This window comes from Pseudomonas hormoni (assembly GCF_018502625.1).
In the GTDB taxonomy this organism is placed as follows: domain Bacteria; phylum Pseudomonadota; class Gammaproteobacteria; order Pseudomonadales; family Pseudomonadaceae; genus Aquipseudomonas; species Aquipseudomonas hormoni.
This window is the reverse complement of record NZ_CP075566.1, coordinates 5,001-28,255: the sequence shown is the minus strand read 5'-3', so window position 1 is coordinate 28,255 and position 23,255 is coordinate 5,001. Positions and strand designations below refer to the sequence as shown.

Genomic DNA, 23,255 nt, shown 5'->3' with positions numbered 1-23,255 from the left:
CCGGCTGGAAAAGAGCAAGTTCCAGGCCACAAACCGGCGGTGCTCACCCAGCGGATAACAATCACCCACTAAGCGGATAACGCAGCCGATCTGAAGTCGGCAAGCGCCATCGAACAGCACTCGACGTCTGGCGAAACAGTACCTGATTGCTGCAAACAGGTGCAGCCGTTTATCGCCCGGTGCAGCGACTGGGTATTCGCTGCCCAGCTCACCACACCCGGTGTTACCCCACCAATTTTATGGACTGCCTTCGTCGACAAAGCGGATAGACCCCTGCCCGCCCCACTCTCTCTAATGAGCACAACCGATTGGCCCGAATAAAAAAGGTACAGACCCATGAGTGGCGAAAAAAACGTCGAGCAGTGGAAAGCGTTTATCGAAAGCTGCCTGGACTTCCGTCCGGCAGACGGCGTGTTCCGGATCGCCCGGGACATTTTCACCGAACCGCAGTTGTTCGATCTGGAGATGGAACTGATCTTCGAGAAGAACTGGATCTACGCCTGCCACGAAAGCGAACTGGCCAACAATCACGACTTCGTCACGATGCGCGCCGGCCGCCAGCCGATGATCATCACCCGCGACGGTGACGGTCAGCTCAACGCGCTGATCAACGCCTGCCAGCATCGCGGCACCACACTGACCCGCGTCGGCAAGGGCAACCAGTCGACCTTCACCTGCCCTTTCCACGCCTGGTGCTACAAAAGCGACGGCCGCCTGGTCAAGGTCAAGGCGCCCGGCGAATACCCGGAAGGTTTCGACAAGGCCACTCGAGGCCTGAAAAAAGCACGCATCGAGAGCTACAGGGGTTTTGTGTTTATCAGCCTCGATGTGCACGCCGACAACAGCCTCGAAGACTTCCTCGGCGATGCCAAGGTGTTCTTCGACATGATGGTTGCCCAGTCGCCCACCGGCGAGCTGGAAGTGCTGCCCGGCAAGTCGGCCTACACCTACGACGGCAACTGGAAACTGCAGAACGAAAACGGCCTCGATGGCTATCACGTCAGCACCGTCCACTATAACTACGTGGCCACGGTGCAGCACCGCCAGCAGGTCAACAGCGAGAACGGCACCAGCAGCGGCACAACACTCGACTACAGCAAGCTCGGCGCCGGCGATGCCAATACCGATGACGGTTGGTTCGCCTTCGATAACGGCCACAGCCTGTTGTTCAGTGACATGCCGAACCCGACAGTGCGCTCCGGTTATGCCACGATCATGCCACGCCTGATCGAAGAGCACGGCCAGGAAAAAGCCGAATGGATGATGCATCGCCTGCGCAACCTGAACATTTATCCGAGCCTGTTTTTCCTCGATCAGATCAGTTCGCAACTGCGCATCATCCGCCCGGTGGCCTGGAACAAAACCGAGATCATCAGCCAGTGCCTGGGGGTCAAAAACGAATCGGACGCCGACCGCGAAAACCGCATTCGCCAGTTCGAAGATTTCTTCAACGTGTCGGGCCTCGGCACACCGGACGACCTCGTGGAATTTCGCGAAGCGCAGCGTGGTTTCCAGGCACGCCTGGAACGCTGGAGCGATATTTCCCGCGGCAGCCATCAATGGGCAACCGGCGCCACCCCCAACAGCGAATCGATCGGCATTGCCCCGGCCATGACCGGCACCGAATTCACCCACGAAGGCCTATACGTCAACCAGCACAGCAACTGGCAGAAGTTCCTGCTCGACGGCCTGGACGCGAAATCCCTGAAGCTACGTGAGGTGTGAACATGAATGCGCAACTGCAGTACCAGATCGAACAGTTTTTCTATCGCAAATCCGAACTGTGCGATGCCCAGGAGTGGGACGCCTACATCAGGCTGTTCGACGAACAGAGCGAGTTTCACCTGCCGCAATGGGACTCGGAACACGTCTACACCCTCGACCCCAAACGAGAGATGTCGCTGATCTACTACCCCAATCGCTCAGGCCTGGAAGACCGCGTATTTCGTCTGCGTACTGGCAAGTCCGCGTCATCGACGCCGATGCCACGCACCCTGCATTTGATCAACAACGTGCGGATCAGCGAACTTGACGGCGGTGAGTTGGAGGTGCGCCTGAACTGGCACACCCTGTTCTATCGCCTGGCCACGTCCGAGCAGTTCTACGGCCGCGCGACCTATCGCCTCAAGCCCCTCGCCGACAGCTGGCTGATCACCCGCAAGCATGTCCTGCTGCTCAACGACACCATCAACTCGGTGCTCGATTTCTACCACCTCTGACACCATGGAGACCGGGGCATGAACCACAAGGTCGCGTTCAGCTTTGCCGACGGCAAAACGCTGTTCTTTCCCGTACAGCCCAACGAGATACTGCTCGACGCCGCCCTGCGCAACGGCATCAACATTCCTCTGGATTGCCGCGAAGGCGTCTGCGGAACCTGCCAGGGCCGCTGCGAATCGGGCGATTACAGCCAGGACTATGTGGATGAGGAGGCCCTCTCCAGCCAGGACCTGCAGCAACGAAAAATGCTCACCTGCCAGACGCGGGTAAAATCCGACGCGGCGTTTTATTTCGACTTCGCTTCCAGCCTGTGCAACGCCGCGGGTCCGGAACAACTGAGCGGAACGGTCACCGGCGTCAGGCAGATTTCAGCCAGCACCGCGATTCTGCACCTGGATCTCGGTACGACACCCCCCCTGGATTTCTTGCCGGGTCAATACGCCCGGTTGTTGATTCCGGGGACTGAAAGCAAGCGTTCCTACTCGTTCGCCAATCGGCCGAGTGAGCACAATCAACTGCAATTCCTGATTCGCCTGTTGCCCGACGGGGTGATGAGCAACTACATCCGTGAACGCTGCCAGGTGGGCGACGAAATCGTTCTGGAGGCACCGCTGGGTGCCTTCTATCTGCGACATGTGGCCAAACCACTGATTCTGGTGGCGGGCGGGACCGGGCTTTCCGCACTGCTGGGCATGCTCGACGACCTCGCCGAACGCGGCTGCGCGCAGCCGGTGCATTTGTACTACGGCGTGCGCGACGCTGCCGATCTGTGCGAACGCGCACGGATCGATGCCTATGCCGAACGCCTTCCGGGGTTTCGCTACACCGAAGTGGTCAGCGATCCATCGCCACAGTGGACGGGCAAGCGCGGCTACATTGCCGAGCATTTCGACACCAGTGAACTGCGCGACGCGCCGGTCGACATGTACGTCTGCGGCCCACCACCGATGGTCGAGTCGATCAAGAACTGGTTGCAGACTCAGGCACTGGACAGCGTTCACCTGTATTACGAAAAGTTCACCGAGAGTAATATCTGATCTTTCAAATCAGGCCTGACAACAATAACCAGAAGGGAACGAGATGGCGGATGAAATCTTGCAACAGGGCACGCTCAAGCGGGGGTTGAAAAATCGACATATTCAACTGATCGCCTTGGGCGGGGCGATTGGCACCGGACTGTTCCTCGGTTCTGCGGGCGTGCTCAAGTCGGCCGGTCCGTCGATGATCCTCGGCTATGCGATTGCCGGGTTCATTGCCTTCCTGATCATGCGCCAGTTGGGCGAGATGATTGTCGAGGAGCCGGTGGCCGGTTCGTTCAGTCACTTCGCCCACAAGTACTGGAGCGGTTATGCCGGCTTCCTGTCCGGCTGGAATTACTGGGTGCTGTACGTGCTGGTGGGCATGGCCGAGCTGACGGCCGTCGGCAAGTACGTGCAGTTCTGGTGGCCGGAGATCCCGACCTGGGTCAGCGCCGCGGTGTTCTTCGTCCTGGTCAACCTGATCAACACGATGAACGTCAAAGTCTTCGGCGAGATGGAGTTCTGGTTCGCGATCATCAAGGTCGTGGCGATCATCGGCATGATCGTCCTGGGCTGCTACATGCTGTTCAGCGGCTCCGGCGGCCCGCAGGCGTCGGTCAGTAACCTGTGGAGCCACGGCGGTTTCTTCCCCAACGGCACCACCGGTTTGCTGATGTCGATGGCGTTCATCATGTTCTCCTTCGGCGGCCTGGAGCTGGTCGGCATCACTGCCGCTGAAGCCAGCGAACCGAGGAAGGTGATTCCCAAGGCGATCAACCAGGTGGTTTATCGCGTGTTGATCTTCTACGTCGGCGCGCTCACCGTGCTGCTGTCGCTGTACCCCTGGGATCAATTGCTGCAGACCCTCGGCGCGTCCGGCGATGCCTACAGCGGCAGCCCGTTCGTGCAGATCTTCTCGCTGATCGGCAGCGACACCGCCGCGCAAATCCTCAACTTCGTGGTGCTCACCGCGGCGCTCTCGGTCTACAACAGCGGCGTCTACTGCAACAGCCGCATGCTCTACGGCCTGGCCGAACAGGGCGATGCACCGAAGTCGCTGATGAAACTGAACAAACAAGGCGTGCCACTGCGGGCGCTGGGCATCTCGGCGCTGATCACCATGCTGTCCGTGCTGGTCAACTACCTGGCTCCCCATGAAGCGTTGGAGTTGCTGTTTGCCCTGGTGGTCGCCTCGCTGATGATCAACTGGACGCTGATCAGCCTGACCCACCTGAAGTTCCGCAAAATCATGGGCCAGCAAGGCATCGTGCCGAGCTTCAAGTCGTTCTGGTTCCCCTTCAGCAACTACCTGTGCCTGGCGTTCATGGCCATGATCATCTGCGTGATGTGGATGATTCCCGGCATACGCGCCTCGGTCATCGCCATCCCGGTCTGGGTGTTGATCATCTACGTGTTCTACCGGATGCGTGTGGCGCGTGATCGCGGCTTGCCAGTCGCTCAATAATCCTGCGCGCAACAAAAAGCCCCGGCATTCAATGAATGCCGGGGCTTTTCTATTTTTACTGGATCACAGTGTCGAGCGCACTCGCCACAACTCCGGGAACAGCACGGTATCGAGCATCTTGCGCAGATAACCAACCCCTTCTGTGCCGCCGGTGCCTGGTTGAAAACCGATGATCCGCTCGACCGTGGTGACATGGCGGAAGCGCCACTGACGGAACGAGTCTTCGAGATCGATGAGTTTCTCGGCCAGTTGATAGAGATCCCAATAACGCGACGGATCTTTGTAGACCACACGCCAGGCCGCTTCGACCGAGGCGTCATGCTGCGTCGGGCCGGTCGGGTCACGCTCGAAACGCTGCGGGTCAATCGTCAGTCCGGCGCTGACCATCAAGCGAATCGCTTCGTCATACAGCGAAGGCGTGGCGATGGCTTTTTCGAGCTCCTGCAACAGCTCCGGCCGATGGGCATGCGGGCGCAACAGCGTCGCGCTTTTGTTGCCCAGGATGAACTCGATCTCACGGTACTGGAACGACTGAAAGCCCGACGATTGCCCCAGAAAATGCCTGATCGAGTGGTACTCGGTGGGCGTCATGGTGGCCAGCACCGTCCACGCATGCACCAGCTGATCAAAGATCCGCGAGACCCGCGCCAGCATCTTGAAGGCCGGTGGCAATTCTCCCAGCCGCAGGTGTTCGCGGGCGGCCTTGAGCTCGTGCAGCATCAGCTTCATCCACAGCTCGGAGGTCTGGTGCTGGATGATGAACAGCATCTCGTTATGGTCCGGCGACAACGGGTGCTGAGCACTGAGAATACGCCCCAGATCCAGGTAGTCGCCGTAGCTCATGGAGTCGGAAAAATTCAGCTCGGCGTTATGCCATTCCTCTGTCTGATTGGCAGGCGAATACGGACATTGGCTCATTGAGCAGGCTCCTCATGTGGCGGTGTGTTCAGTGGACGCAAAATGGCCCTGACCGGACTGGCATCGAGATTGGCAAAGCGCAGCGGCAGCGCGATCAACTCATAATCCCCTTCCGGGACGTCATCGAGCACGATGCCCTCGAGAATGGCCATGCCGTGACGGGCCACGGCGTTGTGCGAATCCATGGTCTTGGATTGCTGCGGGTCGAGCGACGGCGTGTCGATACCGATCAGGCGTACGCCGAGACTGGCGAGCAGGTCGACCGTATCTTTGGCGACCGCGGTGAATTCAGGGTCCCAGGTGGTCAGCGGCGCGTGTCGATAGGTACGCAGCAGGACACGTTCGGGCAGGTTGTCCAAACGCCCTTGCAGTTGCTCAGGCTGCACCAGTCGGTCGCTGTCCAGGCAATGCAGCACCCGGCAACGTCCGATGTAGACGTCGAGCGACACATCGCCGATGGCGGCGCCGTCCTTGCTGTAGTGCAGCGGCGCATCGACATGGGCACCGGTGTGCGGCGACAGCGTGATGCGCCCGACATTCACCGGGCATTCCGGCCCTAACGTCCAGACGCGTTCTTCCTGAAACGGCGTGTCACCCGGCCAGGTCGGTGTTGCGGTACTCAAGGGCGGGCTGATGTCCCACCACGACATTGTTTTTTTCATTGCACAGCTCTCGGCCTTTTCCGAAGTGAATGATACGAGTGATACCTGTGCATGTTCTTGCAAAAACGTTCGAAAAAGCCTGGGGCTTTCGCACAAACTGCCAGGAATCGGCGGTTTATCGAGTGGAAATTTCAATGGGCCCACAGGTGGTTTCAGCCCTCGAGCAGGTGATGGCCGCTGCGTTTCTGGATACCCCGATGTCGAGCACAGACAACTGATGCCGCACCAAGCCCTATAGGGTGCGACTTCAGTTCTCCCTCACGCTCGGAGTCATCATGTCCGCACCGATTACCGTTCTTCGCGACACTCACCCCCTGCCGGTCCTTGACGCCTGCAAATGGGAAAAACTCGAAGGCGACCCGCACACCGTCAACCTCAACGCCTACACCAGCGAAGACGGCAGCAAGATCATGGGCACCTGGATCTGCACGCCGGGCAAGTGGTATGTGGAATACGTGAAGTGGGAATACTGCGATTTCCGCGAGGGCTACTGCATCATCACCCCGGAAGGAAAGGAGCCGATCCATCTGCGTGCCGGTGATATTTTCGTCATTGAGCCGGGGATGAAAGGCACGTGGGAAGTGGTAGAAACCGTGCGCAAGTATTTCGTGTTTGCCTGATGCAAAAAAACCGGGAGATCACCCGACGTGATTTCCCGGTAAATGTCGATGCGCACATGCAGTACCTGTGGCGAGGGAGCTTGCTCCCGCTCGGCTGCGAAGCAGTCGCAAAATCAGCAAATGCAGTTTTTCTGAAGCACCGCATCCGCTGAACCTGGGTCCGCTTCGCGAACCAGCGGGAGCAAGCCCCCTCACCACAAAAGCCCCTCACCAAAGCCCTTATTGGGGTTTGCGATAGCTGTTGATGATCGCCGAGAAATCCTTGCCACCTTCCCCACGCTGGCTCATCGCCTGATACAACTGCTGGGCCACCGCGCCGAGCACCACCGGTTGGTGCGCCTGACGTGCCGCTTCCGTGGCCAGCCCCAGATCCTTGAGCATCAGTTCGGCACCGAAACCGCCGGTATAGCCGCGCGAGGCCGGCGCCGTTTCGACGATGCCAGGCCACGGGTTGTACATCTCCGAACTCCAGCAACGCCCGGTGGAACTGTTGATGATCCCGGCCAGCACGGTGGTGTCGATCCCCAGCGCATCACCGAGCGCCATGGCTTCACTGACGCCGACCATGGAAATCGCCAGCAGCAGGTTGTTGCAGATCTTGGCAATTTGTCCGGTGCCGACTTCGCCGCAATGGACGATGTTGCGGCCCATCTGCGCCAGTACCGGTTGCAGGGTGGCGAACAGTTCCGGCGTGGCGCCAACCATGAAGGTCAGGGTCCCGGCCGCTGCGCCGCCAGTGCCACCAGACACCGGTGCATCGGCCATGACCACGCCTTGTTTGGCTGCCGCAGCGGCCACATCGCGCGCCGTTTGCGGATCGATGGTGCTGCAATCCACGGCCGGCACACCTTTGGCGATCCCCGCCAGCACGCCGTCTTCACCCAGCCACACACTGCGCACGTGCACAGCGGCGGGCAGCATGGTGATTACCAGTTCTGCGCCTTGAGCGGCTTCACGGGCTGTCGCGCTGATGCTGCCGCCCAGTTGTTCCAGCTCGGCCAGAACGGTTTTGTTCAGGTCGACCAGCCGCAGCGAATGGCCGGCCTTGATCAGGTTGCGCGCCATCGGCGCGCCCATGTTGCCGAGACCGATAAAAGCAATTTTCATGTCCGGCTCCTTAACGCAAGTTGATGGTGGTGTTCACACCGTCGTTGACGCTGTCGTCATCGAACCAGCGACTGGTGACAGTCTTGGTCTGAGTGTAGAACTGCACCACTTGCTTGCCATACGGGCCGAGGTCGCCGAGTTTGGAACCGCGCGAACCGGTGAAGCTGAAGAACGGGACCGGCACCGGAATCGGGATGTTGATACCGACCTGACCGACATCGATTTCGTTCTGGAATTTGCGCGCCGCCGCACCGCTCTGGGTGAACAGGCCGGTGCCGTTGCCGAACGGGTTGGCGTTGACCAGGGCGATGGCCTCGTCGAGCGTGTTCACTTCCAGCACCACCAGCACCGGGCCGAAGATTTCCTGGGTGTAGATCTGCATCTCGGTGGTCACGCCGGAGAACAGGGTCGGGCCGACAAAGTTGCCCTTCTCGTAGCCAGGAACCGTGATATCGCGACCATCCAGCTCAAGCTTGGCGCCTTCCTTGATGCCGCTTTCGATCAGATCGAGAATCCGCGCCTTGGCGCGCTTGGAAATCACTGGACCGACGTCAGTGCCCGGCTCGCTGCCGGCATTGACCTTGAGTTTCTGCGCCAGCGCTTTCAGGTCTGGCAGCCATTGCTTGGCCGCGCCCACCAGCACCACCACGGAAGTCGCCATGCAACGCTGACCGGCCGCACCGAAACCGGCACCGACCAGCGCATTCAGCGCTTGTTCGCGGTTGGCATCCGGCAGCACCACGGCGTGGTTCTTCGCGCCCATCATCGATTGCACGCGCTTGCCGTGTTTGCCGGCCAGGTCATAGACGTGCGTACCGACGGCGGTCGAACCGACGAAGGAAACGGCCTTGATATCTTTATGAGTGCAGAGCGCGTCCACCACGTCCTTGCCGCCATGAACGACGTTAAGCACGCCTGCCGGAACACCGGCCTCGATCGCCAGTTCCACCAGCAGCATGGTCGACATCGGGTCCTGTTCGGACGGCTTGAGCACGAAGGTGTTGCCGCAGGCGATGGCCATCGGGAACATCCACAGCGGAATCATCGCCGGGAAGTTGAACGGGGTGATGCCGGCGCAGACGCCGATTGGCTGACGCAGGGTGTAGGTATCGACGCCGCCCGCGACGTTTTCGGCGAATTCGCCCATTTGCAGGCTGCCGATGGAGCAGGCGTGTTCGACCACTTCCAGGCCACGGAAAATGTCGCCTTCAGCGTCGGCAATGGTTTTGCCCTGCTCGTTGCTGAGCACCACGGCGATGCGTTTGGAATGCTCGCGGATCAACGCCTGGAGCTTGAGCATGATGCGCATGCGCGCGCCGATCGGGGTCAGCTTCCAGGTCTGGAAGGCACGATGGGCGGCACTGATCGCGGCGTCGACTTCCTGCGCCGTGGCAAACGGAACCTTGGCCAGCACTTGCTGGGTCGCCGGGTTGACGATGTCGTGCCATTCGGTGGTCTGGGACTCGACCCACTCGCCGTCGATCAACAGCTTGACCTTTTGCACAGTGGTTTCGTTTGGCGTGAGCGATGCGTTCATGTTGGTCTCCGGGACATTGTTCTTATTTAGAGAGCTATCTAGGGAGCCAAGGCGAGAAAGTCGCCTTGAGATGAGGCGTGTGTCGCGAATTGGTTGTCGGACTGTTTTTGGAGTATAGATGTGCAAACTTCTAATAAGAACGCACATAAAAGCCGGTCCATCATGCAAAAAAACATCACGTCCTTAGGTTCACTGAACTGGGATGACCTCAAGTTTTTTCTCGAAGTCGCCCGCACCCGCAAGGCCAGCACCGCGGCCAAGCGCCTGGCGGTGGACTACACCACCGTGTCGCGGCGCATCAGTTCGCTGGAAGCGGCGTTGGGCACGCTGCTTTTTGAAAAGTCCCGGACCAGCGGTTTCGTCCTGACCGCCGAAGGCCAGCGATTGCTCGGTTATGCCGAGTCGATCGAAAGTACGCTGCACATGGCCTGCGAGCAGGTTTCGGGGTCCGGCGTGGCGCTGTCCGGGCACGTGCGGATGGGCTGCACGGAAGGGTTCGGCAGCTTTTTCATCACCCCGCAACTGAGTCATTTCGTCGATGCCTACCCGGCAATCTCGGTGGACATCCTGCCCCTGCCGCACTTCATCAGCCTGTCCAAGCGCGAGGCGGACATCGTCATTGCGCTTGAGCGTCCGGAGCATGGCCCGTACGTCTGCTGCAAACTCTGCGACTACAAATTGCAGTTGTATGCGACCCAGGACTATCTGGACAAACACCCGCCCATCCGCCGCCCGGCAGACTTGGGCAAGCATTCATTCATCAGTTATGTCGACGACCTGGCGTTCAGCTCGGAGCTGTTGTACCTGGCCAACGTGCTGCCCGGCGCCAGTGCCAATCTGCGCAGCACCAGCGTGATCGCACAATTCGTGGCGGCGCAGCAAGGGCGGTCGCTGGCGATTCTGCCGTGCTTCCTCGCCGCGCAGGATCCGCGTTTACTGCCGGTGTTGCCGGAAGAGATCAACATCACGCGGCAGTTCTGGATGTACTGCCGGGAGGATTTGCGCAAGCTCAAGCGGATCACCCTGTTGTGGGATTACATCCGGGAGGTCACCGAGCAGAATCAGGGGCTGTTGATGGGTGAGCGGCGGGACATGCTGTTCGCCGATTAATCGGCGCTGACTACGATCGACACCCGGCGGTTCTCGGTTCGGCCGGCGGCGGTGTCGTTGGAGGCAACGGGCTGACTGCTGCCGAGGCCGCGTAGCTGGATGTTTTGTTCCTTCATGCCCGCCGCGGTCAGAACTTTTTCGACGCTTCGCGCGCGGCGCAGGGACAGCTGTTCGTTATACGGCTCTTTGCCCGACGCGTCGGTGTGGCCATCGACCCGTACCCGCTCGATCCCGACACCCAGCAGCGCCTTGCCAATGCGCTCGACGATCTCGGTGCTCTGCGGATTGAGCTTTTCGACGTCACTGCCAAACAACACTTTGCCGGACAGCCCAAACGCCCAGCCCTCGTCGGTCAACTCGAAACCTTGCTGTTTGAGCACCGCCACCTGCGCCGGGGTCAGGCCTTTTTGCGGCGCCGTCTGACAACCGGTCAATGCCAGCACGGCCATGAACAGGGTGATCGTGAAAAACCGCAGGGGGAGTGAGAACACGGGCATTAGCTCCTGGTTTGAACATCGGCGACAGGGTGCTCCGACCCTGACGTGTGCTGAGCCCCTCTGGCGAGGCGCTTGGCTTGATACATGGCCGCATCGGCAGCGTGGAGCAGAGCCCCCGGTGTCGTCCCATGATCGGGGTACACGGCGATGCCGATACTGAGAGAGGTCAACACTTGGCTGGTCCCTGGCAACGGGATCGGCATTTCCATGCTTTCAAGGATTTTGTCGGCGATCCGCTCGGCGTCTTCGGTCTTGTGCAGCGGAGTCAGCAGGACGGCAAATTCGTCGCCCCCCAGACGCGCCACCAGATCGTCTTCGCGCAGCTGCGCACGAACCCGATTGGCCACGGCCACCAGCACCGCATCGCCGGCGGCGTGACCGAAGTTATCGTTGATTTCCTTGAACCGGTCACTGTCGAGAAACAGCACCGCCACGCGCTCGTCGAGCTTGTGGGCATTGCGCAGCGAACGAATCAACCGTCCTTCGAAAAACGCCCGGTTCGGTAGCCCTGTGAGGCTGTCATGGCTGGCCTGGTGGGCCAGCGTTTCGTTTTCGCTTTGCAGGTGGGTCTGCCAGGATTCGAGTTCATCGAGCAAGGCATTGAAGTCGTTGCCCAGGTTGTCGAGTTCGGCAATGGCGGCCGGCGGCACACGCCGGTCGAAGGCACGGTCACTGCGTGCGGCGTGAGCCACGGAAGCCAAGCTACGCAGGGGGCCGGTGATCCCGCGAAGTTGTCGGCGTGCGAGATACAGCGCCACCCAGGCGCTGACAGCGGTGCACAGAACGATACCCACCAGTCCGCTGAGCAAAAAGCGCATCAGGCTGCCACCGTGACCGGTGAGCTGGATGCTGCCGATTTCCTGGCCCTGATGGACAATCGGCATGCTGATCGGTTTTTCCAGAAACGCCTTGGCCATCTGCATTTCCAGGTCCGAGAAAAATCCGGTTTCCGGTCGCTGCCAACGGGCCAACAACTTGCCCTGCTCGTCCAGCACCTGGGCATCGGCCACTTCTTCGGTGGACGCGATCAACGCCAGCGCTTCCGTGGCGGCCGCCTTGTCGTTGAACACCACCGCTGCTTCCACGGTGTAGTTGATGGAGCGAGCAATCAGGTGCAGGTTGTGGTCGGCGTAAACCCGCAAGGCCAGCACGCCCAGCAACGTCAGCGAGACACTGGCCATGGCCACGCCCACCAGCGCGACGATCAAATGACCGCGACCGATGACCGAGCGCAAGGTCGGGCGGCTATCCGGTTTGAATAGCGTCATGGTGCCGCCGGTTTGCGGCGGGACAGTTGCAGCACACTGGGGTGGATTCTCACGCCGCTGCGGGCGACGGAATCGAGGTTGACCTCAAAGGACACTTGCTCATCGCCGACTCGCAGGCAGAACAGGCTGCCGACGGTGCATTGGTCATCGCTTTCGCTGATGCTCAGCACCGGACGCCCAGCCAGCGAAGCGAAGAGCTGGCTGCGTTCCTCGCTGGTCAGTTTACCGATGTACACCGCGTCGCACTCACCGACAATGGACGGGTTGTCCGCCAGCAACCGGCGCACGGTGACAGGACGGCCGGTGGCCTGGGTCGTGCCTTTGACCAGATCGTCGGTGTATTCGGTGGGCCCCACTATGCACAAGCGCAGTTGTGCTGGCTCAACAGGCCAACGGGCATAACTGAGTATGCCGAGTACAACCTGTGTGACGGCTTGGGCGCGTTGATCGGCCATACCCGGTGGCGTTTGCGCTTGCGCGATAACGAGGCCACTGAGCAAGCAGAGAATGCCTGCCAGCATGACTTGCTTGCACACAACAATGTGCTCTGTCGTCCAGACAGCCACCTTCATGCAGGGATTCTCTTCGATCGTATCAGGATGATGCCGCAACGATAGCATAGCGTCGAAACGCTCGCGAGGCCGCGTAAGACGGCACTTCGGACAGTTTCCGTCGTCTGGCGCGGCCTTCTTCAATCCCCCGGCGACACGGCCTCTTCCAATTCCAGCATCAGCCCGCTCAGCCGCTTGACCTTGCGTCGCACCGCCTCTTCAAACACGCCGGTTCGAGGTTCGATCAAGGTAAACCAGTGCTTGGCGCGGGTGATGCCGGTATAGATGAGCTCTTTGGTCAGAACCGGGTTCAGGGCGTCCGGCAAAATCAGCGCCGTATGGGCGAACTCGGAGCCCTGGGACTTGTGCACGGTCATGGCGTACACCGTTTCGACATCATTCAGCCGGCTCGGCAGGACAAAGCGCACGCCGCCCTGGCCGTCGTTACGCGGGAAGGCCACGCGCAGCACGTGGCGTCCCGCGTCGGAACCCTCGCGCTCCGGCAGCTTGAGAGCAATGCCGATGTCGCCGTTCATCAAGCCCAGGCCATAGTCGTTGCGAGTCATCAGCACTGGCCGACCTTCGTACCACTGCTGGTTGCTGTCGATCAGTCGGGCCTTGAGCAGCGCGTCAGTCACTCGCTGATTCAGACCTTCCACGCCCCATGGCCCCTTGCGCACGGCGCACAGCAACTGGAAGGCATCAAAGGCCTGCAGCACGTCGCGAGCCCAATCGGTCCAACGCGGATCATCGAGGGTGCTGTCGAGCGACGGTCGCCGATTGCGCAGCAGGCTCAGGTAATGCCGATACCCTTGCGGCCCATCACCATGGCCTTCGAGCAACAAGCGCTCCAGTGCCCTGTCGTGCTCATCTTTGAGAGGCAGGGAAAACACATCATCGTGGCTTTCAGCCGCCAACAATTTGCGAGCTTCTTCCGGTTGTTGCTGATTGACCCAGCGAGCCAGTTGACCAATGCCGCTGCCCTCGCCGAACCGGCGCGAGTGGCGCAGCATCACGACCTGCTGGGCCAGCGGATGAGTCCCGTGGGTGTCTTCCTGCAAACCACTGGTCTCGAGGTTTTCACCACTGACCGCCTCCAGCCACTGGCACGTCTGCGGGCTGTACCAACCTGCCTCGGCGTCGCGACACAAATCGCCCAGCACGGCGCCGGCTTCCACCGATGCCAGTTGATCCTTGTCACCGAGCAGCACCAGTCGGGCATGGGCCGGCATCGCGTCGAGCAGATTGGCCATCATCTCCAGGTCGATCATCGAGGCTTCGTCGACCACCAGAACATCCAGCGGCAAACGATTACCGGCGTGGTGCCGAAAGTGTCGGGTTCCGGGACGGCTGCCGAGCAGGCGGTGCACGGTGGTGACGTCTGACGGAATTTTTTCTCGCACGGCCTCGGCCACTTCCAGCGTCCGGACTTGCTGGCTGATGGACTCCGTCAGCCGTGCCGCCGCTTTACCGGTGGGGGCGGCGAGACGGATGCGCAGTGGTTTGCCAGCCTCCACCGCCGGTGCCTGCAACAGCGCCAGCAAACGCACGACCGTGGTGGTCTTGCCGGTCCCGGGACCGCCGGTGACGATGCTGAATGCACTGCGGGTCGCCAAGGCACACGCGAGTTTCTGCCAGTCGATCACCTCACCGGACCGAGCCGGACCGAACAGACCGGTGAGGCGCTGGGGCAAGTCATTCGGTGTGGATTCGTGTTCCGCCAAGCGTAGGCGCAGCGCGTTATCGATACGTCGCTCGTACGCCCAATAACGGCGCAGGTACAGGCGCTTTCCCGATAACACCAACGGCCTTTGCTGCGCCGTTTCGCTGCTATCGGCCGCCAATGCAACCAGACGGCTGGAGGCCAGGACCTTGCACCAATGGGCGCCGTCCAGCGTCTCAAGCAATTGCGAAGGCAGCAGCATCGCGCCACTTTGCAGGTCGCCTTCCGGTGGCAACGACAGGGCGAAATCCGGCGCCTTGAGCGTCTCGAACAGATCCAGGCAGACGTGACCGTGACCCAGTTGATGACTGGTCAACGCCGCCGCCAGCAGCACCAGCGGATCACCGTCGGGAGCAAGCTCGTGCAAAAAGGCAACGAAGGCTTTGTCCAGCGCTCGCAACCAGCCGCGCTCGACCCAGCGCGTGAGCAACAACAGCAAATCATCGGCGCGACTCAACGGCGCCAGACTCGCCAGGCTTCCGGCTGCCAACGGTGTGGGCAACAAATCGGCGAAGGTGCGGGTCATAGCAATACTCCCTGTTCCCAGGCCGGTTCGGCCTTGGATTCCGGCTTACCCTGGAACAGCCGGTCCAGACGCTCGATCAGCTCTCTTGGCGGACGGGCAAAATACACGCCCTGACTGGACGCGTGCGTTCCGCGCAGGAACAGATACAACGCCCCTCCGACATGCCGGTCGTAATCGTAATCGGCAAGCCGCGCCTTGAGCTGACGATGCAGGGCCAACAGGTACAGCACGTATTGCAGGTCATAGCGATTGTCCAGAATCGACTGTTCCATGGCCTGCTCGGTGTAGGCCATGTCATCGACGCCCAGCCAGTTGGATTTGTAATCGGCGACGTAATAACGACCATCGTGCTCGAAGGTCAGGTCGATGAAGCCTTTGAACATGCCATTGAGCAGCACCGGTTCGGCCGCGACACGAGCAACGCCGTTGTGGGTATGTTGGCGGACCAGTTCATCGAGCTTGAGTACATCGACCTTATGGCTGGCGAACCAGAACTCCATCTCGACACGGTATTGCTTCAGTTGCCCAAAGATCACGGGCGCCTGTCCCGCGCCGATGTGCAGCGGGGTCTTGAGCAAGTGCTGCAGCCAATCGCTCAGCGTGGTGATCCAGCCTTCCCAGCCACGACGGTTGCAGCGACGGGCAATCGCGTCTTCCACGGCTTGCGGGGTGGCGGCAAAACCTTCGTCGCCGGCCCACTCAAGCAAACCATGGAGAAAGGTGCCGGGATTCGGACCGCGAGGGAAACGATGGATATCGGCACCGCCGGCGATCACTTCGCGCGGCGCCTCGGGATCGAGGCGCTCGTCGTCGAACAGCTTTTGCGCCTGCGGGTTTTCCGGTGCTTCGTCACTGCCCATGCTCAGGGTTTCGCCAATGCGCAGGGCGCTGTAGGAAGCAATCCACCAGTTTTCGCTGGCCTTGCGCTTGGGGATCAGGGGAGCGAGCAACGTCGCATCGTTCTGCGGCGGATGGTAATGCTCATCCGTCTTTTCAGGCATCTCACTGTAATTCAGCGCGGGACAATCCTGCTGCAGGTCTTCCAGCCAACGCTTCAACCCTTGCGACTCCGCTAATGGAGCACCGCCGCCCAACAGATACCCCAACGCAGAAAGGTGCAACACCGAGCTGTTGTTATTACCGCGCTTGAGGTCAGTGACGCCGAGCCAGCAGGCGTGTTGAGCCCGGGTCAGCGCCACATAAAGCAAACGCAGATCCTCGGCCAGCCGTTCATCATCCGCCAGCGTGATCAACTCGGGCGTGGGCTTCAGGGTCACTCGAGCGTTACCGGTTTCATCGTGGTAATGCAGGGGCAAACGGCTACCGTCCACCGGTTTCGCCGAACACACGAACGGCAGAAACACCAAGGGGTACTCAAGCCCCTTGGACTTGTGAATGGTCACGACCTTGACCAGTTGCTCGTCACTCTCAAGACGCAGGATCTGCTCCTCACCCGCCTGACCGGACAGCGCCAGATGTTCGGACAAATGCCGGATCAATGCTTGCTCACCATCCAGTTCAGCGGCCGCCTGTTGCAGCAACTCCGACAGATGCAGCAGGTTGGTCAGCACCCGCTCGCCGTCACTGCGTGCAATCAATGCCTGAGGTAGCTGGAAGTCATGCAGCAAGCGACGCAGCATCGGCAGCACACCTTGCTTGCGCCAGAGCTCGCGATAACCACGGAACTGCATGACCCGCGCTTCCCAGGCCAGCTCGTCCTGATTCAATCGCTCAAGCTCTGCGAGCGACAGGTTCAACGTGATGCTCGCCAGCGCTGCCCGCAACGGACGCTCGACATCCGGCTCGGCACAGGCCTTGAGCCAGGTCAGCAGATCGTGGGCTTCCTGGGCGGCGAACACCGAGTCCTTGTCCGACAGATAAACGCTGCGCACACCACGGGCGGACAGCTCGGCGCGTACGGCCTGAGCCTCTTTACCGTCACGCACCAGGATCGCGATATCCGCCGGCAACAGGCCTCTAAAGTCCTTGCCGTCCTGGATGAAACCCGCTTTGCCTTGCTGTCCGCCGTTAAGCAACGCGGTGATTTCACTGGCGCAAGCGGCAGCCAATTGCTGCCGGTAAACCGCGCCGGACAGGGGTTGATCCGCGGACAGGTGCCAGATGTTCAGCGCGGGTACAACCTGCCCCTCGATGCTCAGAACTTCTTTGCGTCCCTGGGAGGCGACCGGTAGAAACGGCACGGGGTTTTCGCCATTCTTTTCGCGAAACAGGAACGCGCCCCGTCCGGCCTCGCGCAACTCGGCACGCTCAAATACATGGTTTACCGCACCGACCATGCCATGGCTGGAACGGAAGTTAGTGCCCAGTGTATGCAGTCGGCCAGCAGTGGCCTGGCGGGCGCGCAGGTAGGTATAGATATCGGCACCCCGGAAGGCATAGATCGCCTGCTTGGGGTCGCCGATCAGGAACAGGCCGCATTCGGGGTTGTTGTCTTCGATACGATAGATGCTTTCGAAGATCCGGTACTGCACCGGGTCGGTGTCCTGGAACTCGTCGATCAACGCCACCGGAAACTGTTCGCGAATCAAGGTCGCCAGGCGTTCGCCACCCTCGGATTGCAGCGCGGCATCGAGGCGCAGCAACATGTCATCGAAACCCATTTCCGCGCGACGACGTTTTTCTGCCTCGAACCGTGCACCCACCCACTGGGCGGCGTGTTGCAGAACCGCGGCATCGGGAGTCGGCAATCCATCGAGACTGACCTTGAGGCCAGGCATGGCGTCCAGTCCCGGATGATTGGGGACTTCGCCTTTTTTCCACGCTTCAGCCATGCCCTCGGGAGTCAGGCGGGTGAAGCCGGTGCCAATATCCAACTGTTCAAGCAATTCGTCTTCGGCCCAGGCCTTTAACTTTTCGAACCAGGGTTCGAAATAGCGCGCCTGCATCTTGCGCCCATCGACGCTTTTGCTCGCGACACCTTCATGACAGATCGCAAGCAACTCGTCTGCCCACTGACGCCAGGGCATTTTGAGTTCGATCAAGGCTGCCCGTCGCTCCTGCAGACATTCGATGATCAGCTCGGCAGGCTCTTTGCCTTCGACGCTGTCGCGTTCACTGGCGAACAACCCACGGACTCGTGGCAACAGAGCCGCCGGACCGCCCCAATTACCGCGCACCCAGTTCAGCGCATCGCCTTGCATCGGGTAGCAGAACAATCGCCAGTAATCGCGCAGGACTTCGCCCAGCAAATCGCTGTGATCGGTTTCCAGGGTCTGGGTAAACAGGCTGCCACTGTCGAACGCATGCTCGCGCAACATCCGCTGACACCAGCTGTGAATGGTCGAGACAGCCGCTTCATCCATCCACTGGGCCGCGATGTCCAGACGGTTCGCGCATCCGGGCCACTGCTCTGGAAGGTACTGATCACGCAGCTCCGCGATCAGCGCATCCGGCGGCGGTGTTTCATCGCGGAAAAAACGCGCGGCTTCTGCCAGGCGCGTTCGAATGCGTTCGCGCAGCTCCTTGGTCGCGGCGTCAGTGAAGGTCACGACGAGGATTTGCGGCGGCAACAATTCACGCCCGAAACCGCTCGATTCGCCACCATGGCCGAGGACCAGGCGCAGGTACAGCGCGGAAATAGTGAAGGTTTTACCGGTCCCGGCACTGGCTTCGATCAGTTGACTGCCGCGCAGCGGGAACGCCAGGGCCAGCGGTGTTTTCGCGGTCATGAGCGCGCCTCCTCGCTGCTCAATGAGCGCCACGGCGCTTCAAGCATCGGTTTGTACAAAGCGTTGCACCAATCAGGGAAGGTCTCGTCGGCGATCAGTGCGTCGTAGTCAGCGAACTGCCGGGCGAGCGCGGGACTTTCCCGGCGCTCGCCATCCGTGGTCATGCCATCGCCTTCGTAGGCTTTGCGCGCAGCGGCATCGGCTTTGGCCGGATCTGTCTGAGCGAGCCAGGCAAACGCTGTTTTCACTGCGATGGGCAGGGGCTGGCGCATGCCCGTTTGCCAGGCCATCAACAGGTCGCCCAGGATTAGGGATGCGGTATTTTTTTCAATCGGACCCAGTAACAGACTGTCGTCACTGGCCACGAGTGCAGTGGTCATCTCCATGCCACTGGCGCAGGCAACCAGATGATTGATCCATGGTCGTGTCAGACGATGCCACTTGCGAGATTTGATCGAACCGATGCTGTTTGGAATCGTGGTGATCGACAGCAAACCACCGTCTGCGCGTTGATGCAGACCGCTGAGCCATCCTTCGAGACGCAAACCTTGAAGTTCGAGATTGATCGGCAGAGCGCTGGTGAGTGGTGTGGGCCATAACGTCAGAAGCTGTTGATAGCGTTGCAGCAGATCCGGCAACGGTTCGATCAACTCTCGTTGCAGGCATTCTCCGAAACCGGCCATGGGCAGCAGTCCGCTGTTTTGCAGGCGTTTGGCATGCGCGTCCAACACCTCATCCGCACGTTCAAGCTGTGCCAGCGCGGCGCCAAGCAAACTGTCGCTGAGGCTATAGCGTTGCAGCGCATCAAGTACAAAGGGCTCTTCATCGGCCAGCGGCACTTCAGCGGCTTCGAAGAACACCTTCAATCGCTGGCTGAAGAAATGTCGCACAGGGTTGCGCAGGAAATCCTGCAACTGACCGAGGCTCAGCGGCTCTTCCTGAACGTAAGGGGCCAGGATGTTGTTATCGATTTCTGGCTCAACTGATTGATGAAGCACCTGCCATTCGTTGGCGAAGCTGAACAGGTCATCGCCTTCATGGAAGTAGCGGGCGCTGAACGGTTGCAACGGATGTTCCTGAGTCATGGCCTCAAGCAGATCTTCATCTGCATTGTGCAATCGCCAGCCACTGGCCAGATGGTCGCGCAACTGGCCGATCAATACGGATGCGGGACGCTCGCTGTTATCGCGAATGCTACGGCCGACCCAACTGATATAGAGCTGGTCACATGCCGACAGCAGCGCTTCCAACAGCAGATAGCGGTCATCTTCGCGGCGCGAACGGTCACCCGGTCGGTAATCACTGCCCATGAGGTCGAAGTCCAAAGGCGGTTGCGCACGCGGGTAATCGCCGTCATTCATGCCGAGCAGACAGACCAGTTTGAATGGGATCGCGCGCATCGGCATCAACGTACAGAAATTGACTGCGCCGGCGAGAAAGCGCTGGGACAAGCGACCTTGATCAAGACCGGCGAGCCAGGCTTCACGAACGACAGTCAACGGTAATTCGTCGTGCAACCCGACGGACTCACAGGTCTCAAGCCAGGTTTCACGCAACTCTTCGAGCTGGGCCAGCAGGTAGTCGTCATGTTCATTGCTGGCCTGGAAAAACAATTGCATCAGCGCCTGCAACCGCATGCCCCATTGCTTGGGCGACGCCGGTTGAGAGAGTTCCTGGTGGGCAATCTCCAGCGCGTCCAACAAAGCAACCAGAGGACCGATGAGTGCGGCATCCAGACCACCGATCTCGTCGTAGGGCTCGATGCCTTCGCAGGCACTGCCGCTTCCCACGGCGTAGCCGAGCAGCATCCGCCGCAGTCCGAAACGCCAACTGTTTTGCTCCAGTTCCTGAGGAAGGCCCAACCCCGCTCGTTGCCCGGCGTTCATGCCCCAACGGATGCCTGCGCCTTCGATCCAGCGATGCAGGGTGGGCAGGTCTCGCTCCTCCACACCAAAGCGAGCGCGCAGGGCCGGAACATCCAGCAGGTCGAGGATCTCGCTGACGGGGAATCGACTGTCCGGCAGTTTGAGCAGATGTTCGACAGCAATCAGCAGCGGATCACGACCACGTTGCCCCTGGTCTGCGAGCGTGAAGGGAATGAAGCGCGGGTCATTGCGTTCAAGCTGCCCGAATACTGCACGAATATGCGGGGCGTAGCTGTCGATATCCGGGACCATCACGATGACGTCGCGAGGCCTTAACCCAGGATCTGCACTGAAGCGTGCGAGCAACTGATCGTGAAGGATCTCCACCTCGCGCTGGGCGCTGTGGGCAATGTGAAAACGGATTGATTGATCCGCTTTTGGATCGACTGCCGGCCAGCGTTCACGCGTTTCATTCAGAGGACGTAATTCAAGAATGTCGTCCTGCAATTGATTGAGCATGTTCAGTGGCTGGCTATCACTGAACAGGTCGATTCGCCCGTCACGAAATGCCGAGCGATAGCTGTTGGGATCGTCGTAGCTATCGAGCAGATTGATGTAGTCCCGCCCCTGCTTGCCCCACGCAGCCAACAGCGGATGGGCATGCTGATGCAGGGTTTGCGGATCCAGGACAACCGGCATGCCGCTCTTGCGAGCCTGACGTTTGTATTGATGCCGTAACAGGTCTTTATCGGCGACGATGTCCGCCCAATGGTGACGACACGGGTTATGAACGCACAGCAAAACCTGGCTGAAACGAGCCAGCCCGGCAAGCGCTTCCAGCGCCTGGGCGGGAAGTGAAGAAATACCGAAAACGATCACTCGTGAAGGAAGCCCATCAGGCGCAACGTCCAGGCTATTGATACGCTCGATAAATCGTTGATGGACGCCGGCACGGCTTTGCGCCATGCCTTGTTCACCGACATCCAGCAACAGTGCCCGCCACAATTCTGCCTGCCAGCAGTTGGCCGGGGTCAGTGCTTTCGCTTCACCCCGACCGTTGCGTAATTGATGACGACCTTCTGCCCAGTCTTCGAGCCAGTCGGCTCGGTACACCTGGTATTGGTCAAACAGGTCAGCCAGTCGCTCGGCCAATTGATAGCGTTTGCGCAAATCGGTGTCATGGGTAAGGAAGCGTTGCAGAGGCTCGAAGTGTGGCTGATCGATCAACTGTGGAAGCAGACGCATGAGCCGCCAGGTCAGCGGGGCTTTATCGAGCAGGGATTTGACCGGGATTTCATCTCGTCCAAGGACCATGCGATAGAGCTGCCACATGAAGCTGCCCGGCAACTGCACATCGATCGCTGCGGCGATACCGCAGCCGCCCATGTCGTCCTCTTTCGGATCCTCAGCCAGTGCCAGTTTCAACCACTGGGCAATGCCATTGCTTTGTACCAAAGCGATTTCATTTTCCAAGGGTGCCAACGGGTAGCGCCGCATCCAGCTGACCACCAGGCTGCGCAACTCGTCCAGGCGGTTGCCGTGAACCACCATAAAACCAGCACTGAGGGACGTCGCGTCCGGCATAAAGGCTTCCTTGGGAAAATACAAAAGCTAGGGCCGAACCTTAGCATTGTCGGGAGACTGTGACAGCCGGAAGCCGTCCGGTACTGCTGTACGAACTTTCCTGCGGGCAAAACAAAACCCCTACCTGCATACGCAGATAGGGGTTTCGGAATTTAATCTTGACGATGACCTACTCTCACATGGGGAAACCCCACACTACCATCGGCGATGCATCGTTTCACTGCTGAGTTCGGGATGGGATCAGGTGGTTCCAATGCTCTATGGTCGTCAAGAAATTCGGTAGCCAGCTCGTGTACCTTGCGGTTCACGCTCCAGCGAATGGGTATGCGATAGTTTGTGTGTTTGTTTCTCGAACTTTCGGTTCGTTTCGTCTTCACACACCGCAATCTGATGCTCTTTCGAGTAGTCAAATTGCTTGGGTGTTATATGGTCAAGCCTCACGGGCAATTAGTATTGGTTAGCTCAACGCCTCACAGCGCTTACACACCCAACCTATCAACGTCGTAGTCTTCGACGGCCCTTCAGGGGACTCAAGGTCCCAGTGAGATCTCATCTTGAGGCTAGTTTCCCGCTTAGATGCTTTCAGCGGTTATCTATTCCGAACATAGCTACCCGGCAATGCCACTGGCGTGACAACCGGAACACCAGAGGTTCGTCCACTCCGGTCCTCTCGTACTAGGAGCAGCCCCTCTCAAATCTCAAACGTCCACGGCAGATAGGGACCGAACTGTCTCACGACGTTCTAAACCCAGCTCGCGTACCACTTTAAATGGCGAACAGCCATACCCTTGGGACCGGCTTCAGCCCCAGGATGTGATGAGCCGACATCGAGGTGCCAAACACCGCCGTCGATATGAACTCTTGGGCGGTATCAGCCTGTTATCCCCGGAGTAC

The 23,255-nt window shown here is 59.9% G+C and carries 16 protein-coding genes and 2 rRNA genes (1 of these 18 only partly in view); 6 read left to right on the top strand and 12 right to left on the bottom strand.

Annotated features, from left to right (window positions below; genetic code table 11):
• Positions 1–336 precede the first annotated feature (336 nt).
• From antA to KJF94_RS00090, 4 genes are read left to right on the top strand one after another with little or no spacing between them, the layout of a single operon-like run.
• The gene (gene antA / locus KJF94_RS00105) at positions 337–1,725 is read left to right on the top strand and encodes an anthranilate 1,2-dioxygenase large subunit (RefSeq protein ID WP_214380538.1); all 1,389 of its coding nucleotides are present in this window, start codon (positions 337–339) and stop codon (positions 1,723–1,725) included.
• Between the two features lie 2 nt (positions 1,726–1,727).
• Entirely contained in the window at positions 1,728–2,219 is a 492-nt protein-coding gene (gene antB / locus KJF94_RS00100; protein ID WP_214380537.1) for an anthranilate 1,2-dioxygenase small subunit, read from the top strand.
• Positions 2,220–2,237: 18 nt separating this feature from the next.
• On the top strand, positions 2,238–3,257 hold the full coding sequence (antC, locus tag KJF94_RS00095; protein ID WP_214380536.1) for an anthranilate 1,2-dioxygenase electron transfer component AntC: 1,020 nt from the start codon (positions 2,238–2,240) through the stop codon (positions 3,255–3,257).
• Between the two features lie 43 nt (positions 3,258–3,300).
• Positions 3,301–4,704 (top strand): amino acid permease, encoded by a 1,404-nt coding sequence (locus KJF94_RS00090; RefSeq protein WP_214380535.1) that lies wholly within the window; start codon positions 3,301–3,303, stop codon positions 4,702–4,704.
• Positions 4,705–4,767: 63 nt separating this feature from the next.
• Here KJF94_RS00090 and kynA read toward each other — a convergent pair whose 3' ends face one another.
• Both kynA and kynB read right to left on the bottom strand, forming a co-directional pair.
• Entirely contained in the window at positions 4,768–5,622 is an 855-nt protein-coding gene (kynA, locus tag KJF94_RS00085; RefSeq protein WP_214380534.1) for a tryptophan 2,3-dioxygenase, read from the bottom strand.
• Positions 5,619–6,284, bottom strand: a complete 666-nt coding sequence (kynB, locus tag KJF94_RS00080) for an arylformamidase (RefSeq protein ID WP_214380533.1) — start codon at positions 6,282–6,284, stop codon at positions 5,619–5,621. Before kynB ends, kynA begins: the two co-directional genes overlap by 4 nt.
• A 275-nt stretch (positions 6,285–6,559) precedes the next feature.
• Here kynB and KJF94_RS00075 point away from each other — a divergent pair, with 275 nt between their 5' ends.
• Complete coding sequence (locus KJF94_RS00075) at positions 6,560–6,904, top strand: cupin domain-containing protein (protein WP_008024653.1); 345 nt, start codon at positions 6,560–6,562, stop codon at positions 6,902–6,904.
• A gap of 219 nt (positions 6,905–7,123) precedes the next feature.
• Here the strand turns inward: KJF94_RS00075 and mmsB are convergent, their stop codons facing one another.
• Together mmsB and KJF94_RS00065 are read right to left on the bottom strand one after the other, a co-directional pair.
• Positions 7,124–8,011 carry a 3-hydroxyisobutyrate dehydrogenase gene (mmsB, locus tag KJF94_RS00070; protein ID WP_214380532.1) on the bottom strand — a complete coding sequence of 296 codons (888 nt, stop codon included), beginning with the start codon at positions 8,009–8,011 and terminating at the stop codon, positions 7,124–7,126.
• Between the two features lie 10 nt (positions 8,012–8,021).
• Positions 8,022–9,548, bottom strand: coding sequence for a CoA-acylating methylmalonate-semialdehyde dehydrogenase (locus KJF94_RS00065; RefSeq protein ID WP_214380531.1), 1,527 nt, complete (start codon positions 9,546–9,548; stop codon positions 8,022–8,024).
• 162 nt (positions 9,549–9,710) lie between these two features.
• Between KJF94_RS00065 and KJF94_RS00060 the strand changes: the two genes are divergently transcribed.
• On the top strand, positions 9,711–10,658 hold the full coding sequence (locus tag KJF94_RS00060; protein ID WP_214380530.1) for a LysR family transcriptional regulator: 948 nt from the start codon (positions 9,711–9,713) through the stop codon (positions 10,656–10,658).
• Here the strand turns inward: KJF94_RS00060 and yfiB are convergent.
• The 8 genes from yfiB to KJF94_RS00020 form a co-directional block, all read right to left on the bottom strand.
• Positions 10,655–11,155: an outer membrane lipoprotein YfiB gene (gene yfiB, locus KJF94_RS00055; RefSeq protein ID WP_214380529.1), complete on the bottom strand. Its 501-nt coding sequence runs from the start codon at positions 11,153–11,155 to the stop codon at positions 10,655–10,657. The two genes, KJF94_RS00060 and yfiB, sit on opposite strands and share 4 nt — an antisense overlap.
• Entirely contained in the window at positions 11,155–12,423 is a 1,269-nt protein-coding gene (gene dgcN, locus KJF94_RS00050) for a diguanylate cyclase DgcN/YfiN (RefSeq protein ID WP_214380528.1), read from the bottom strand. The genes yfiB and dgcN overlap by 1 nt, the downstream gene beginning before the upstream one ends.
• Positions 12,420–12,995 (bottom strand): regulatory sequestration protein YfiR, encoded by a 576-nt coding sequence (gene yfiR / locus KJF94_RS00045; protein WP_214380527.1) that lies wholly within the window; start codon positions 12,993–12,995, stop codon positions 12,420–12,422. The genes dgcN and yfiR overlap by 4 nt, the downstream gene beginning before the upstream one ends.
• Positions 12,996–13,114: 119 nt before the next feature.
• Complete coding sequence (recD, locus tag KJF94_RS00040; protein ID WP_214380526.1) at positions 13,115–15,223, bottom strand: exodeoxyribonuclease V subunit alpha; 2,109 nt, start codon at positions 15,221–15,223, stop codon at positions 13,115–13,117.
• Positions 15,220–18,912, bottom strand: a complete 3,693-nt coding sequence (gene recB, locus KJF94_RS00035; RefSeq protein WP_214380525.1) for an exodeoxyribonuclease V subunit beta — start codon at positions 18,910–18,912, stop codon at positions 15,220–15,222. The genes recD and recB overlap by 4 nt, the downstream gene beginning before the upstream one ends.
• Positions 18,909–22,361 carry an exodeoxyribonuclease V subunit gamma gene (gene recC, locus KJF94_RS00030; RefSeq protein ID WP_214380524.1) on the bottom strand — a complete coding sequence of 1,151 codons (3,453 nt, stop codon included), beginning with the start codon at positions 22,359–22,361 and terminating at the stop codon, positions 18,909–18,911. Before recC ends, recB begins: the two co-directional genes overlap by 4 nt.
• A 156-nt stretch (positions 22,362–22,517) precedes the next feature.
• Positions 22,518–22,633: ribosomal RNA gene (gene rrf / locus KJF94_RS00025) — 5S ribosomal RNA — on the bottom strand.
• A gap of 154 nt (positions 22,634–22,787) precedes the next feature.
• Positions 22,788–23,255 (bottom strand): 23S ribosomal RNA (locus KJF94_RS00020) (it continues 2,423 nt past the right edge of the window).

Coding starts and splice junctions, on each gene's coding strand:
- KJF94_RS00075 (WP_008024653.1), top strand. CDS start 6,560: ATGTCCGCACCGATTACCGTTCTTCGCGACACTCACCCCCTGCCGGTC.
- dgcN (WP_214380528.1), bottom strand. CDS start 12,423: ATGACGCTATTCAAACCGGATAGCCGCCCGACCTTGCGCTCGGTCATC.
- KJF94_RS00060 (WP_214380530.1), top strand. CDS start 9,711: ATGCAAAAAAACATCACGTCCTTAGGTTCACTGAACTGGGATGACCTC.
- yfiB (WP_214380529.1), bottom strand. CDS start 11,155: ATGCCCGTGTTCTCACTCCCCCTGCGGTTTTTCACGATCACCCTGTTC.
- antB (WP_214380537.1), top strand. CDS start 1,728: ATGAATGCGCAACTGCAGTACCAGATCGAACAGTTTTTCTATCGCAAA.
- recC (WP_214380524.1), bottom strand. CDS start 22,361: ATGCCGGACGCGACGTCCCTCAGTGCTGGTTTTATGGTGGTTCACGGC.
- antA (WP_214380538.1), top strand. CDS start 337: ATGAGTGGCGAAAAAAACGTCGAGCAGTGGAAAGCGTTTATCGAAAGC.
- recD (WP_214380526.1), bottom strand. CDS start 15,223: ATGACCCGCACCTTCGCCGATTTGTTGCCCACACCGTTGGCAGCCGGA.
- KJF94_RS00090 (WP_214380535.1), top strand. CDS start 3,301: ATGGCGGATGAAATCTTGCAACAGGGCACGCTCAAGCGGGGGTTGAAA.
- mmsB (WP_214380532.1), bottom strand. CDS start 8,011: ATGAAAATTGCTTTTATCGGTCTCGGCAACATGGGCGCGCCGATGGCG.
- kynB (WP_214380533.1), bottom strand. CDS start 6,284: ATGAAAAAAACAATGTCGTGGTGGGACATCAGCCCGCCCTTGAGTACC.
- yfiR (WP_214380527.1), bottom strand. CDS start 12,995: ATGAAGGTGGCTGTCTGGACGACAGAGCACATTGTTGTGTGCAAGCAA.
- recB (WP_214380525.1), bottom strand. CDS start 18,912: ATGACCGCGAAAACACCGCTGGCCCTGGCGTTCCCGCTGCGCGGCAGT.
- antC (WP_214380536.1), top strand. CDS start 2,238: ATGAACCACAAGGTCGCGTTCAGCTTTGCCGACGGCAAAACGCTGTTC.
- kynA (WP_214380534.1), bottom strand. CDS start 5,622: ATGAGCCAATGTCCGTATTCGCCTGCCAATCAGACAGAGGAATGGCAT.
- KJF94_RS00065 (WP_214380531.1), bottom strand. CDS start 9,548: ATGAACGCATCGCTCACGCCAAACGAAACCACTGTGCAAAAGGTCAAG.